Raw genomic sequence first — 14,763 nt, 5'->3', positions numbered from 1 at the left:
TTCCTGCCTGCGGGCAGGCGAGGCTTACCCATGAACAAAGACAACATCAAACTGGCGATCGCGCCGATTGGCTGGACCAACGACGACATGCCGGATCTGGGCAGTGAAAATACCTTCCAGCAGTGCGTCAGTGAAATGGCGCTGGCCGGGTTTACCGGCAGCGAGGTGGGCAGCAAATACCCGCGTGATACCGCGCTGCTGAAACGGATGCTGGACGCGCGCGGCATCCGCATCTGCAACGCCTGGTTCAGCACCTTTTTCGCCGATGGCCTGAAGGAAAAGACCATCGACGAATTCGTCAACCACATGAATTTCCTGCATGAGATGGGCGCAAAGGTGATTGGTTGCTCGGAGCAGAGCAAGAGCATCCAATGCACCACCAAAGCGGTGTTTGATGAGAAGCCGCACTTTACCGACGAAGAGTGGCAGCGGGTAGCAGACGGGTATAACCAGCTGGCGAAGATTGCCGCTGAAAAAGGGATGCAGGTCTGCCTGCATCACCATATGGGCACCGCCATCCAGACTCCGGCCGAGATTGACCGCTTTATGGCGCTGGTGAATGACGATGTGTATCTGCTGTTTGATACCGGCCACCTCTACTATTCCGAAGGCTCACAGCAGGTGATGATGGCAGTGCTGGAAAAACACCTGCCGCGCATCAACCATATCCACCTGAAAGATGTGCGCGATGAGAAGGTCGCTGACGTGCGTGCGCATCGCCGCAGCTTCCTGGACGGCGTGCGCATGGGCACCTTTACGGTGCCGGGCGACGGGGTGATCGACTTCCGCCCGGTGTTCACATTGCTGGACCAGCGCGGCTACAAAGGCTGGATGGTGGTCGAGGCGGAGCAAGACCCGGCGCTGGCCAACCCGTTTGAGTACGCCGTCAAAGCGCGCAACTACATCCGGGAAGTGGCCGGGTTGTAGGGCGGGCCGGCAGGCAAAAGATGTGCATTAAAAAAGCCACCCCGTTAACGGGGGGCTTTTTGCATTCTACTGCGAAAATTGCCCATCATGGCGGCATAATTCATAAAGGTGAGGACATGTTGCTTTTCAGCCTGCCCATATGGTGCGCGTCTACCAGCACGCCATCGCGCATGGCAAATTGCGGGCTGGTGCCTTCAATTTCAAAGCCAAACTTACGGTAAAGCGCCAGCGCCGCGTGGTTGTCAGTGTAGACCGTCAGCTCCATGCGCCGGACGCCGAGCCAGTTATCGCAGAGATCGACCGCTGCACCCAGCAACTTACTGCCGACGCCATGCCCCTGATACTCCGCCGACACGCCCATGCCGAATGTCGCCACATGGCGGCGGCGCGGCGTCGGGTTATGGCTCAGCATCAGTTGCCCGGCGAGGGTGCCGTCCAGCAGCGCGACCAGGTTGCAGGTATCCGGGGCAGGGTTTTTCAGGCGCTCTTCCCAGCGGGCAACCGGTGCATAGGGAAGTTGCAACGTATCACGATACAGCGGCGGTTCGCTGTAAAGGCGGTGCAGGGCAGCGGCATCTTCCGGGATGGCGTGGCGGATGGTGATCTCCATAACAGGCTCCTTGTTGGGTGCGTGGCAATAACCCTTTAAATTATCGGCTTTATTTTCCGGGTCAAGGCAAAATTTGCGCAAAAAAGAGCTTTACAGATACGAATGATAATGATTATTATTGTCATGCGTTCCGGGGAGACCGCACTGACATGCTGAGGTTTCCCTGCGAAGGCACGACATTGCTCACATTGCTTCCAGTATTATTTTAAGCCAGCTCGGGTGCTGGCTTTTTTTTTGCCTGCCCCCTCTCCTTTCGCCCAATTTCCCTGCGCAAATCGCGCCAAGTCATTCACTTTTTTTGACCAGAGGCGTTAAGTTTTTGCGCTTTCATATTCCCCGCCCGTCGCTAGACTAAGTGAAAACATTGAGGAGAATTGAACATGATCTACTTACGCAAAGCACAAGATCGCGGGCATGCCAATCACGGTTGGCTGGAGAGCTGGCACACCTTCTCATTCGCGAATTATCACGATCCCAGCTTTATGGGCTTCTCCGCCCTGCGGGTGATTAATGAAGATGTGATCGATGCCGGGCAGGGGTTTGGTGCCCACCCGCATAAAGACATGGAAATCCTGACCTACGTGCTCTCCGGCACTGTGGAGCATCAGGACAGCATGGGCAACAAAGAGCAGATCCACGCGGGTGAGTTCCAGATTATGAGCGCCGGTACCGGGGTGAAACACTCGGAGTACAACGGCCGCGACGATGCGCCGCTGCACCTCTACCAGATCTGGATCATTCCGGACACCCAGGGCCTGCCGCCGCGCTATGAGCAGCGGATGTTTGACGCCCCGCAGGGCCGCCAGCTGGTGCTGTCGCCGGATGCGCGTGACGGCTCGCTGAAAGTGTTCCAGGACATGACGCTGTGGCGCTGGGCACTGAAACAGGATGAGCAAAACCGCTACGCAATCGAAAACGGCCGCCGCATCTGGATTCAGGTGGTGCGCGGTGCGGTGACGGTCAACGGCCAGCCGGCCGGGAAAAGTGACGCGTTCGCCGTCTGGGATGAACAGGATCTCGACATCCGCGCCACAGAAGAGAGTGAAGTGCTGCTGTTTGACCTGCCGCCGGTGTAAACCACGCGGCTCACCAGCGGTAAGAGGGGAAGGGCGATGCGTAGGCATCGCCCTTTTTTATTGCCTTAAAGAGAGGTGCCCGGGACGGGTGAGCTGACTTAATCGTTGTGCCGCCGCACAGAATGCTAAGAGCCGACTAAACTAAGACTATGACAGGGTTACCATTACTGACTGGCGAGAACGACAATAAGGAGATAAGCGTTTATGTTGATGACATTTGCCGTAATGAGCTGGGTCTGTAGCCTGATTACCGGCGGCTGCATTGTGAACTGGAAAAATAAGCAAAACTCCGACAGCCGGATCGCGATGATTGTGTCCGTCGCCGTGACGGTGATTATCTGTGGGATCTATCTGGTGGTGTTGATGAAGTACTGATGCCCCCGGCATCTGCCTCCCTTTGCGCGCTGACCGGCGCGCATGTTGCCCTGCCGTTAGCCTGCTGCCCGTGGCCTGGCTGAATTTTCAGCGCAATCCGTGAAGCACTTCACAATGGTAATAGGGTATTTAGCAGAAGTTTGAAAGCGCTCCCAAATTCCCGGTGTGATGATGGAAACCGGTTTCCATGTCTGTTTCAAATAGAACCCGGCCCAGAGGCCGTGGCTGGAATATGGCATGCAGCATAGCGGTAACATGCCCGATTCTTCTTTTTGGACGATTGAACGGGGTAGGGTTATGAGCAGCTTATATCAGGCGATGGTGGAGGTAATTGAGCAAAAAATTACCCCCCTGGCCGGTGCACTGGGTCAGCAAAAATACATTATCGCCATCCGCGACGGCTTCACCTCGGCGCTGCCGTTTATGATCATCGGCTCGTTTATGCTGGTGTTTATCTTCCCGCCGTTTGCCGCCGACACCACGCTCGGCTTCGCCCGCGCCTGGCTGGACTTCTCGCTGCGCTACCGCGAACAGCTGATGCTGCCGTTTAACCTCAGCATGGGGGTGATGACCTTCTTTATCGCCGTCGGCATCGGCTCCAGCCTCGGCAAACAGTACCAGCTCGACCCGATCATGACCGGGCTGCTGGCGCTCAGCGGCTTTTTGCTGGTGGCCGCGCCCTACCATGACGGCCACATTTCCACGCAATACTTCTCCGGCCAGGGCATTTTTACCGCCATCCTGACCGGCATCTACTGCACCGAGGTTTACCACTTCCTGAAGCGACGCAACATCACCATCCGCCTGCCGAAAGAGGTGCCGACCGGCGTGGCCCGATCGTTTGAGATCTTGATCCCGGTGATCGTGATCGTCGCCACGCTGCACCCGCTTAACCTGCTGATCGAATCCACCACCGGCATGATCATCCCGGAAGCAATTATGCACCTCTTGGCCCCGCTGGTGTCTGCATCAGACTCCCTGCCGGCGATTCTGATTTCGGTGCTGATCTGCCAGATCCTGTGGTTTGCCGGTATCCATGGCGCGCTGATTGTCACCGGCATCATGAACCCGTTCTGGATGACCAACCTGGCGCTGAACCAGAGCGCGCTCTCCGCCGGCGGCGCACTGCCGCACATCTATCTGCAGGGCTTCTGGGACCACTACCTGCTGATTGGCGGCGTCGGCTCTACCCTGCCGCTGGCGTTCCTGCTGCTGCGCAGCCGGGCGGTGCACCTGCGCACCATCGGCAAAATGGGCGTGGTGCCGAGCTTCTTCAACATCAACGAACCGATCCTGTTCGGCACGCCGATTATCATGAACCCGGTGCTGTTCCTGCCGTTCATCCTGGTGCCGATGCTGAACGCCACCTTCGCCTACATCGCCACCAAACTCGGCTGGGTGGCGCAGGTGGTGTCGCTGACGCCATGGACCACCCCGGCGCCGATCGGTGCCTCCTGGGCGGCCAACTGGGCCTTCAGCCCGGTGATTATGTGCCTGTTCTGCATGGTGCTTTCCGCCGTGATGTACTACCCGTTCCTGAAAGCCTACGAGCGCACCCTGTTGCGTCAGGAGCAGGAAAACGCCCAACAGGAACGCGCCGGTGTCGCGGTCAGCCAATGATTCCGGCTTTTGCCGTTAACGTAACGTGAGGGACAACATGCACTATCAGTTTCCGGATAATTTTTGGTGGGGCAGCGCCAGCTCGGCACCGCAAACCGAGGGCGACAGCCTGAACTTCGGCAAAAGCGAAACCATCTGGGATCGCTGGTTCCGCGAGCAGCCGGGGCGTTTTCACCAACAGGTCGGCCCGCAGAATACTTCAACCTTCTACCAGCACTGGCGTGGGGACATCGCGCTGTTAAAGCGCACCGGGCATAACAGTTTCCGCACCTCGATCTCCTGGGCACGGCTGCTGCCGAACGGGCGCGGCGAGCCTAACCCGCAGGCGGTGGCGTTCTATAACCAGGTGATTGATGAGCTGCTGGCGCAGGGCATCACGCCGTTTATCAACCTGTTCCACTTCGACATGCCGATGTGCATGCAGGAGGAGGGCGGCTGGGAGAGCCGGGAAGTGGTGGCCGCCTACGCCGACTACGCCGACACCTGTTTTGCGCTGTTCGGTGACCGCGTGGCGCACTGGTTTACCTTTAATGAGCCGGTGGTGCCGGTTGAGGGCGGTTACCTCTATGACTTCCACTACCCGAACGTGGTGGATTTCAAACGTGCCGCCACCGTCGCTTACCACACCATGCTGGCCCATGCGGAGGCGGTGCGCCGCTTCCGCCATTGGCAGCAACAGCCGCAGGCCCATCCGGACACGCAAATCGGCATCATCCTCAACCTGACGCCCTCCTACCCGCGTTCACAAAACCCGGCGGACGTGAAGGCGGCGCATATTGCCGATCTGATCTTCAACCGTAGCTTCCTCGACCCGGCGCTGCGCGGCCACTACCCGGACGATCTGGTGGCGCTGCTGAAAGAGCATGGCCAGTTACCGGCATGCCGCGACGGTGACCGCGAGCTGCTGGCCGAAGGCGTGGTGGATCTGCTCGGTATCAACTACTACCAGCCGCGCCGCATTAAATGCCGTGACAGCCTGGTCAACCCGGACAGCCCGTTTATGCCGGAGTGGTTCTTTGAGAGCTACGAGATGCCGGGGCGCAAGATGAACCTGTACCGTGGCTGGGAAATCTACGAACCGGGCATTTATGACATCCTGACCAACCTGCGGGAAAACTACGGCAACCCGCGCTGTTTTATCTCTGAAAACGGCATGGGGGTGGAGAACGAGCAGCGCTTCCTGCAACAGGGGCAGATTCAGGATGACTACCGGATTGAATTCGTGCGCGAGCACCTGATCTGGCTGCATCGCGGTATTCAGGAGGGCAGCCGCTGCCTTGGCTACCACATGTGGACGTTTATCGATAACTGGTCCTGGTGCAACGCATACAAAAACCGCTACGGCCTGGTGCAGCTTGACCTGGCCAGCCAGCAGCGCACCGTGAAAAAGAGCGGGGAATGGTTTGCTGCCACCGCCGCTGATAATGGGTTTACCACGAACGACAATGGGTTTACCGCCAACGACAACACATCTAAGGGAGAGGCATCATGAGAGATCTGGAAACCACCGTCATGGAAATCATCGTCAACGCCGGGCAGACGCGCAGCCTCTGTTTCGAGGCGCTGTACGCCGCGCGCGAGGGCAATTTTGAGCAGGCGCAGGCGCTGCTGAAAGAGGCCGACACCTATGCCCATGCCGCGCACCGGGTGCAGACCCAGCTGATCGAAGAGGATGCGGGGGAGGGTAAAACGCCGATGACGCTGATTATGGTGCATGCGCAGGATCACCTGATGAATGCTATTCTGGCGCGCGAACTGATCGAAGAGATGGTCAGGCTTTATCAGCGCTGACCTCCGGCGCGGGCGCGGCCCGCGTCAGGGGGCCGCAAAGGGGAACAGGCTATGGCCAATATCAATGATGTGTCACGGCTGGCGCAGGTTTCAAAGGCCACGGTGTCCCGGGTGCTGAGCGGCAGCCGGGGCGTGCGGCAGGAGAGCCGCGAGGCGGTATTACGGGCCGTCGAGATCCTCGGCTACCAGCCGAACGCGATTGCCCAGTCACTCACCAGCCAGTCTACCGGTTGCGTCGGGGTCATTTGTGCCACGGAGCATATGCAGCAGGGCACCGGCTACCTCTACGCGCTGGAGGGGCAGTTGCGCCGCCATAACAAACACCTGCTGTTGCGGTTCGCCAATGATCCCGAGGGCGTAGCCCACGCGGTGCGTGAACTGGGGCGCGGGCTGTGTGATGCGATGGTGGTGACCGGCGCACGCTTCACGCTGCCGCCGCTGCCGGAAAGCGTGCTGCTGCTTGATTGCCTGGCCCCGGCTGCGGCCAACAGCATCGGCGTGGACCACCGCTTCGCCGCTGAAACTGCCACCCGCTACCTGGTGGCGCAGGGGCGGCGCAACATTGCCCTGCTCAACTACCCGGCGGGGGACGCCGCCGAAAACACCCTGCTCGGCTACCGGCAGGCGCTGGAAAGCCACCTGATCCCTTACCATCGCCAGCGGTTATTGACAGCGGGCGAACCGGTGGCGGCAGCGCTGGCGACGCTGCTCAGACAGGATCCGGGCTGCAATGCGCTGCTGGTCACGGACGACCATCAGGGGCGTGAGGCGATAGCCGCGCTGGCCGCGCTGCAACGCACGGTGCCGCAACAGATGATGGTGTTCAGCCTCGACGGTTCGCAAACGCTGCCCGGTGCCGAACCGCTGCCCGCCATTACCTATTCGCTGGACACCCTGGCGCGGCAGGTGGTGGAGCGGCTGGCCGGTGGCGGCAACAGCGGCCCGCTACGCGGCCGGTTGATCACCCCCTGAGCGCCCGGCGCGCAATATCACCGGGGCATTTTTTTTGCTACACTAACGCCCCGCTCACCCTTTCTTAGCGCGTTGATAATGAAGAAAAAAAGGCCAGTGCTTCAGGATGTTGCCGACCGCGTCGGCGTCACCAAAATGACGGTGAGCCGTTTCCTGCGTAACCCGGAACAGGTTTCTGAGGTATTACAGGCAAAAATCTCGGCCGCGCTGGATGAGCTGGGCTACATTCCCAACCGCGCGCCGGATATTCTCTCCAACGCCAAAAGCCGCGCCATCGGCGTGTTACTGCCCTCCCTGACCAACCAGGTGTTTGCCGAAGTGTTGCGCGGGATTGAGAGCGTAACGGATGCGCACGGCTACCAGACCATGCTGGCGCACTACGGTTACCATCAGCAGCGTGAAGAACAGCGGCTGACCTCGCTGCTCTCTTACAATATCGACGGGCTGATCCTCTCGGAGCGCCAGCACACGCCACGCACGCTGAAGATGATTGAGGTGGCGGGCATTCCGGTGGTCGAGCTGATGGATTGCGTGTCGCCCTGTCTGGATCTGGCGGTGGGGTTCAATAACTTTGAGGCGGCGCGCCAGATGACGCAGCAGATCATCGCCCGCGGCCACCGTCACGTGGTCTATTTCGGTGCGCGGCAGGATGAGCGGACGCTGATCAAATTCCAGGGCTATGAGCAGGCGATGCGTGAGTCGGGGTTACAGCCCGCCAGCGTGATGACGTCGCGTTCGTCATCTTACTCGGCCGGTGGCGAGCTGTTGCGCCAGGCACAGCAGCAGTACCCGGACATCGACAGCATCTTCTGTACCAATGACGATCTGGCGGTCGGCGCGGTGTTTGAGTGCCAGCGGCAGGGGTTGCGCATCCCGCAGGATATGGCGGTGGCGGGGTTCCACGGCCATGACATCGGCCAGTCAATGGAGCCGCGGCTGGCCAGCGTGCTGACGCCGCGTGAGAAGATGGGGCAGATCGGGGCAGAACGTTTGCTGGCGCGCTTGCGCGGTGAAAGCGTGACGCCGCGGATGATCGACGTCGGCTTTACGCTCTCACCGGGCGGCAGCATCTGACCCGCCCGGCGGGGGCGGGCCAGCGCTGATCGGTGTATTAACGCTGGTAATCTTTCAGCGCCTCAACGCAGCGGCGCACCACTTCCTCAATATCCGCCCCGTCGATATCCACAAACAGCACATCTTTCTCATCCGCGCCCGGCTCTTCCAGCGCAGCGAACTGCGTTTTCAGCAGGTCGGTCGGCATAAAGTGGCCGCTGCGCGCCTTCATGCGTTGCAGAATGACGTCATAGCTGCCTTTGAGATAGAGAAACACCATCTTGTCATTGCCTTCGCGCAGCGCATCGCGGTAGCGGCGCTTCAGGGCGGAGCAGACGATAATGCCGTTCTCATTTTTATGGGCCAGGCTGTAGGCGGCATCGCTCAGGCGAACCAGCCAGGGCGCGCGGTCCTCATCATTCAGCGGCGTGCCGCTGCCCATTTTGTCGATGTTGGCGCGCGGGTGCAGATCGTCGCCATCGATGAATTTGGCCTTGATGAGGCCGGCAACGCGGGCGCCGACGGTGGTCTTACCGCTGCCTGAAACGCCCATCAGGATAATGCTATGTCCTGCCATAAGTTTGATCTCTATCTCAAAATGCGAATTTCGCCAGTGACTCGGGTTCCGTATCTTAGCATGTTACCGGTATCATGATACCGGTAACAAGGGGAGATGTGACTACTATCACAGGATAGAACACTCTCCTCTTTTCACATTTACATAACAGAAAGAAACGATTATTTACGCGTAACCCGTGTACTGAACCCTGCACCGTTTCGCCTCGCCGGCAAACGTCTTACTGAAAACGAACGCGCCCCGTAATGCGGGGAGAATGCGGTAAAAAGGTGGAAAACATTATGCCCTTAGTCATCGTCGCGATTGGCGTCGTCCTGTTGCTGATATTAATGATCAAACTGAAATTAAACGGCTTTATCTCGCTGATCCTGGTCGCACTGGCGGTGGGCATCATGCAGGGCATGCCGGTGGATAAAGTGATCACCGCGATTAAAACCGGGGTGGGCGGCACGCTCGGCAGCCTGGCGCTGATCATGGGCTTCGGTGCCATGCTCGGGAAATTGCTGGCCGATTGCGGCGGCGCGCAGCGCATCGCCACCACCTTAATCAACAAGTTTGGCCGTGACTACATCCAGTGGGCGGTGGTGCTCACCGGCTTCACCGTCGGCTTCGCGCTGTTCTACGAAGTGGGCTTTGTGCTGCTGCTGCCGCTGGTGTTTACCATCGCGGCGTCAGCGCGCATTCCGCTGCTGTATGTCGGCGTGCCGATGGCCGCCGCGCTCTCCGTGACCCACGGCTTCCTGCCGCCGCACCCCGGCCCGACGGCGATTGCCACCCTGTTCCACGCGGACATGGGCAAAACCCTGCTCTACGGTGCGCTGCTCGGCATCCCGACCGTGATCCTGGCCGGGCCGGTCTATGCCCGCTTCCTGAAAGGCATCGACAAGCCGGTCCCGCAGGGGATGTACAACCCGAAAGAGTTTACCGAAGCGGAGATGCCGAGTTTTGGCGTCAGTGTCGCGACCTCGCTGGTGCCGGTGATCCTGATGGCGGCGCGCGCCGTGGCGGAGATGGTGCTGCCGAAGGGCCACGCGCTGCTGCCGTATGCGGAGTTCTTTGGTGACCCGGTAATGGCGACGCTTATCGCCGTGCTGATCGGTATCTTCACCTTTGGCCTGAACCGTGGCCGCCCGATGGAGGATGTGATGCAGACCCTCACCGACTCCATCAAACTGATCGCCATGATGTTGCTGATTATCGGCGGCGGCGGGGCGTTCAAACAGGTGCTGGTAGAGAGCGGCGTGGACAAATACATCGCCGCGATGATGACCGGCACCAACGTGTCACCGCTGGTGATGGCGTGGTCAATTGCGGCAGTGCTGCGCATCGCGCTGGGTTCTGCCACCGTGGCGGCGATTACCGCCGGGGGCATTGCCGCACCGTTGATCGCCACTACCGGCGTCAGCCCGGAACTGATGGTGATCGCCGTCGGCTCCGGCAGCGTCATCTTCTCCCACGTGAATGACCCGGGCTTCTGGCTGTTCAAGGAGTACTTCAACCTGACGATTGTCGAGACGATGAAATCCTGGTCAGTGCTGGAGACCATTATCTCCCTGTGCGGGCTGGGCGGCTGCCTGCTGCTGTCGATGGTGGTGTAACGCAGGGGTAAGATAAAAAACACAACGGGAAAAGCGGGCATTTGCCCGCTTTTTTTACATCTGAATAAACCCATTTGATCATTAGCTTTGTATATCATTAACAATGATATTTTAAATATCGTTAAACTTGATTTAACTGGTAATAAATAACCTTGTATATAATTGATTCCCGTCTGTTAATGCCTTGCTATAAAGAAATGACCCTGTTTGCTTTCTGCGCGTAATCTAAATATATTCCTGATCCCGTTAACACGCTAACCATAAGCATTGAAACTTACACACCAGGGAAGTCCATATGAAAAAAATAACGCTATTAACCAGCGTAACATTTGCCGCGCTTTGCATGGCATCAACAGGGTACGCCGCCAATACGGGGAAAGTGAATTTCTCCGGGAAAATTATCGCGCCGCCCTGTGAAGTCGACGCCGCAAATACCGTCACCAATGTGCCGGCATTCAGCAGCGTGGGGGCCAATACCTTTAATGACCAAATCGGCGTTGAAGGTAATGAAAGCCGTGACTTTGATATTGTCCTGAAAAATTGCCCGACGGATACCAGCGTTAATATCGGGTTCAATGGCCCGACGGACGGCGCGGATACCACGCTGGCGGTGGATGAAAGCAGCGCCGGTAAAGGCGTTGGGGTGGTGGTTTATCATAAAGGCAGCACCGATAAAGTGAAATTCGACGCCTCAATCGATGCAAACCACAATAAAACATTGGCAGCCACCGGGGATTCTACTTTCTCGTATACCGCGAAATTAATTTCCACCAAAAATACCCGCGACATGACCAATGGTGATTTTACCGCCGCTGCGGATTTCACGATTTATTACCCTTGATTAACCCGCCGGAGCAGGGGGGCGTCCCCCTGCTTTCGCTTCACTGTGAGTAAGCATAATGAAAACCCGATTAATCGCGTTATTACTGCCGCTGATGCTGGCCGTATCAGGCGCGGCAAGCGCCGGGGTGGTCGTGGGCGCAACCCGCGTTATCTATAATGCCGATCAACAGGAAGTGCAGCTGCCGGTTAAAAATAACGATCGTGAGAGCAGCCACCTGGTGCAGTCCTGGGTCAGTCACCTTGACGATCAAGGCAAACCCGATTTTATTGTGACCCCGCCGCTGTTTAAGCTGGGGGCGCAGCGTGAAATGCTGCTGCATTTTATCTATACCGGTTCGGCTGCCGGCTTGCCGCAGGATCGGGAATCGGTATTCTGGGCGAATATTAAATCCATTGCCGCGACGCCGGATGAATTAAAAGACAAAAGCAAATTACAGATTGCGGCAAAAACCCGCATCAAACTCTTTTACCGCCCTGCGTCACTGACCAATAAAAGCGCGCAGGAAGCGTATAAAAAACTGACCTTTACCCGGCAGCAAAATACATTGCGGGTAGCCAACCCGACGCCCTTTTACATCACGCTCCAGGATCTCTCCGTGGGCGGTATTAACGTTGCGCCGCCGCAAAATAGCCTGCCGGCGGTGTCGATGATGATTGCGCCGTTCAGCGAAAATACCTATTCCATACCGGGCAACGCCCGCGGCACGGTGAAATGGTCAGCGATTACTGATTATGGCAACAGCACCAAACCCCTGAGCGCAGAATCATCATAATTTATTCTGGGGATAACGAACGCGGAATATCATGATGACATCGATAACCTTAACCTTATTAAGGCGCTTTCCACACGCCCCGCTGTTTATTTTTCTGTTATTTGCCGCGCCCGCGCTTTTTGCCAGCGAGGAATTTAACCTGAATGCGCTGGAATTTAATTCGCCGCTGGAAAATACCGCGAAGCTTACGCAATTTATCCATAATAATGCCCTGATGCCCGGCCGGTATCTCACGGCGGTGTATGTCAATAATGAGTATTACGGCCAGCTTAACGTCCAGTATGATCTGTCGGCGGATAAACAGGCGTTGGTTCCGCAGTTTACCCGTGCAGAGCTGCATACCTTCGGCGTAAAGGTGGAGGCGGTACCGGCGTTAAAAAAAATGGCGGATACGCAGGTGCTGGGCGATCTGGCCGGCTATATCCCTGATGCGCGCTACGAATTCCAGCCGGATTCGCAACGGCTCGACATCCGCATCCCGCAGGTGGCGCTGGACCAGCACGCCAGGGACTACATTGACCCGTCCCAGTGGGACGACGGGCTGCCGGCCTTGCTGCTCAATTACTACTACAGCGGCGCGCGCGAGCACCATGCTCAGGGCGACGACACCGAAAACCATTACCTTGACCTGAACGCCGGGCTGAACGTCGGCGCGTGGCGGCTGCGCCATGCCTCCGGCCACAGCAGCGATGAAGGCACGCAGTCGCGCTATACCTATCTGCAACGGGACATCAAACCCTGGCGGAGCCAGCTGGTGCTGGGCGAAACCAACACCGCCGGGGAGGTGTTTGACAGCCTGCCGCTGACCGGACTAAAGCTGGAAACCGATACCGATATGCTGCCGTTCAGCGAGCAGGGGTTTGCGCCCTCCATACATGGCATTGCGCAGAGTGACGCCAAAGTCACGGTGAAGCAGAACGGGTATGTGATTTACCAGACCTACGTCGCGCCGGGGCCGTTTGAAATCAACGATCTTAACCAGGTCGCCTCGGGCAGCGATCTGGATGTCACCGTGACCGAGGCGGACGGCAGCGAGCACCGTTTCATTCAGGCCAGCGCCTCGGTGCCGATCATGCAGCGCCAGGGTGCGCTGAAATATAGCCTGGCCGGGGGGCGCTACCGCAGTGAAGACAACGACGCCACGCCGGACGTGGCCCAGGCAACGCTGATTTACGGCCTGCCGTATGGCGTGACGCTGTACGGCGGCGCGCAGGGGGCGGCGTTTTACCATGCGGCAGCGCTGGGGCTGGGGATCGACCTGCATTCACTGGGGTCGCTCTCGCTGGACGCTACCGCCGCCGCCAGCGATTTGGATGACGGCAACGGCGACTATCGCGGCACCGCTTACCGCACGCAGTATGCCAAAAACCTGGGTGCGACCCAGACCACCCTGACGCTGGCAAGTTACCGCTACGCCACCGCCGGGTTTTACACCTTTGAAGAGGCCACCGACCGGCGGACAGGCTACGCGGAGGAGGGCATCTACGCCTACCGCGACAGCAATACCCGCCGCAGCCGCCTTCAGCTCACCATCAACCAGCCGCTGGGCAAGTGGGGATCGCTGTATGCCTCCGGCTATCAGCAGGACTACTGGGACATGGAGGGGCATGAACGCAATATCAGCCTCGGCGTTAACTCGTCGGTTGAACAGGTGCGCTATTCGTTGAACTACACCCAGACCCAGACCCCCGGCGAGGCGGTGGACAAGCAGATCGCCTTCACCCTCAGCGTACCGCTGGATAAATGGCTGCACAACGCCTGGGCCAATTACAACCTTAACCGCACGCTGGGCGGCAAGGCCACCCACCAGTTGGGCATCAGCGGCACCGCGCTGGCAGATGACAACCTGAATTACAACCTCCAGCAGAGCGTCACGCCGGATGACGGCAGCACCAGCAGCAGCGCCACGGCCACTTATCGCGGATCGCGCGGGGTCGCCAGCCTGGGCTACAACACATCACCGGATAACCGGCAGGTGAATTACAGCCTGCAAGGCGGGCTGGTGGTGCACCCCTATGGCGTGACGCTGGCGCAATCCCTGCCGGAAACCGTGGCGCTGGTGCGTGCGCCGGGGGCGGCCGGGGTGAAAGTGGAGAGCAACATGGGCCTTTATACCGACCGCCGCGGTTACGCCGTGGTGCCGAACCTGACCGGTTACCGGAAAAACCGCATCGCGCTGAATACCCAGGGTCAACACGGCATTGATATTCCCGAGCCGGTGCAGACGGTGATCCCCAGCAAAGGGGCGGTAGTGCTGGCTGATTTTGATACCCGCATCGGCAGCCGGATGCTGGTGGCCCTGCGTTACGGCAGTAAGCCGGTGCCGTTCGGCGCTATCGCCGCCGTCAGCACCACCACCGGGCAAACCGGTATTGTGGGTGAAGACGGGGAGGTGTACCTCAGCGGCATCAACCACCGCACCGCGCTGCGGGTGAAGTGGGGCGACGAAGCGAATGAACAGTGCCGCGCCATCCTCACCCCGCCGGCGGATGTCAAAGGATCGGCCGCCGTGGTGCGGCAAACGGCGACCTGCCGTTAACCAGAGAGA

General features: G+C 58.7%; 14 protein-coding genes. 12 read left to right on the top strand and 2 right to left on the bottom strand.

Annotation, left to right across the window (positions count from 1 at the left end; all coding sequences use genetic code 11):
* The first annotated feature begins 30 nt into the window (after positions 1–30).
* Positions 31–927: a myo-inosose-2 dehydratase gene (gene iolE, locus CYR55_RS13085; protein ID WP_101816561.1), complete on the top strand. Its 897-nt coding sequence runs from the start codon at positions 31–33 to the stop codon at positions 925–927.
* 100 nt (positions 928–1,027) lie between these two features.
* Here the strand turns inward: iolE and CYR55_RS13080 are convergent, their stop codons facing one another.
* On the bottom strand, positions 1,028–1,537 hold the full coding sequence (locus CYR55_RS13080; RefSeq protein WP_101816560.1) for a GNAT family N-acetyltransferase: 510 nt from the start codon (positions 1,535–1,537) through the stop codon (positions 1,028–1,030).
* 380 nt (positions 1,538–1,917) lie between these two features.
* Between CYR55_RS13080 and CYR55_RS13075 the strand changes: the two genes are divergently transcribed.
* From CYR55_RS13075 to gntR, 7 genes are all read left to right on the top strand, one after another.
* Positions 1,918–2,613: a pirin family protein gene (locus tag CYR55_RS13075; protein ID WP_101816559.1), complete on the top strand. Its 696-nt coding sequence runs from the start codon at positions 1,918–1,920 to the stop codon at positions 2,611–2,613.
* Positions 2,614–2,817: 204 nt separating this feature from the next.
* Positions 2,818–2,988 carry a hypothetical protein gene (locus tag CYR55_RS23570; protein ID WP_165699589.1) on the top strand — a complete coding sequence of 57 codons (171 nt, stop codon included), beginning with the start codon at positions 2,818–2,820 and terminating at the stop codon, positions 2,986–2,988.
* 297 nt (positions 2,989–3,285) lie between these two features.
* Positions 3,286–4,608 carry a PTS sugar transporter subunit IIC gene (locus CYR55_RS13070; RefSeq protein WP_101816558.1) on the top strand — a complete coding sequence of 441 codons (1,323 nt, stop codon included), beginning with the start codon at positions 3,286–3,288 and terminating at the stop codon, positions 4,606–4,608.
* A 37-nt stretch (positions 4,609–4,645) separates the two neighbouring features.
* On the top strand, positions 4,646–6,100 hold the full coding sequence (locus CYR55_RS13065; RefSeq protein WP_165699588.1) for a glycoside hydrolase family 1 protein: 1,455 nt from the start codon (positions 4,646–4,648) through the stop codon (positions 6,098–6,100).
* A complete protein-coding gene (locus CYR55_RS13060) occupies positions 6,097–6,399 on the top strand; it encodes a PTS lactose/cellobiose transporter subunit IIA (RefSeq protein ID WP_175580805.1) in 303 nt (100 codons plus the stop codon). The genes CYR55_RS13065 and CYR55_RS13060 overlap by 4 nt, the downstream gene beginning before the upstream one ends.
* Before the next feature lie 51 nt (positions 6,400–6,450).
* Positions 6,451–7,371 (top strand): LacI family DNA-binding transcriptional regulator, encoded by a 921-nt coding sequence (locus CYR55_RS13055; RefSeq protein ID WP_101816555.1) that lies wholly within the window; start codon positions 6,451–6,453, stop codon positions 7,369–7,371.
* Between the two features lie 78 nt (positions 7,372–7,449).
* Positions 7,450–8,445, top strand: coding sequence for a gluconate operon transcriptional repressor GntR (gntR, locus tag CYR55_RS13050; protein WP_101816554.1), 996 nt, complete (start codon positions 7,450–7,452; stop codon positions 8,443–8,445).
* 37 nt (positions 8,446–8,482) lie between these two features.
* On the opposite strand, the gene CYR55_RS13045 is transcribed toward gntR, so the two are convergent.
* Complete coding sequence (locus CYR55_RS13045; RefSeq protein ID WP_101816553.1) at positions 8,483–9,001, bottom strand: gluconokinase; 519 nt, start codon at positions 8,999–9,001, stop codon at positions 8,483–8,485.
* Between the two features lie 281 nt (positions 9,002–9,282).
* On the opposite strand from CYR55_RS13045, the gene gntT reads away from it, so the two are divergent.
* The 4 genes from gntT (at position 9,283) to CYR55_RS13025 (ending at position 14,754) form a co-directional block, all read left to right on the top strand.
* Positions 9,283–10,599 carry a gluconate transporter gene (gntT, locus tag CYR55_RS13040; protein ID WP_101816601.1) on the top strand — a complete coding sequence of 439 codons (1,317 nt, stop codon included), beginning with the start codon at positions 9,283–9,285 and terminating at the stop codon, positions 10,597–10,599.
* Positions 10,600–10,894: 295 nt separating this feature from the next.
* The gene (locus CYR55_RS13035; protein WP_101816552.1) at positions 10,895–11,440 is read left to right on the top strand and encodes a fimbrial protein; all 546 of its coding nucleotides are present in this window, start codon (positions 10,895–10,897) and stop codon (positions 11,438–11,440) included.
* A gap of 58 nt (positions 11,441–11,498) precedes the next feature.
* Positions 11,499–12,215: a fimbrial biogenesis chaperone gene (locus tag CYR55_RS13030; RefSeq protein WP_101816551.1), complete on the top strand. Its 717-nt coding sequence runs from the start codon at positions 11,499–11,501 to the stop codon at positions 12,213–12,215.
* A gap of 31 nt (positions 12,216–12,246) precedes the next feature.
* Positions 12,247–14,754 carry a fimbria/pilus outer membrane usher protein gene (locus tag CYR55_RS13025; RefSeq protein ID WP_241522149.1) on the top strand — a complete coding sequence of 836 codons (2,508 nt, stop codon included), beginning with the start codon at positions 12,247–12,249 and terminating at the stop codon, positions 14,752–14,754.
* Positions 14,755–14,763: the final 9 nt, after the last annotated feature.

It is taken from the genome of Chimaeribacter californicus, from assembly GCF_002858675.1.
GTDB classification, from domain to species: Bacteria; Pseudomonadota; Gammaproteobacteria; order Enterobacterales; family Enterobacteriaceae; genus Chimaeribacter; species Chimaeribacter californicus.
This window is presented reverse-complemented; position numbering and strand designations above follow the sequence as displayed.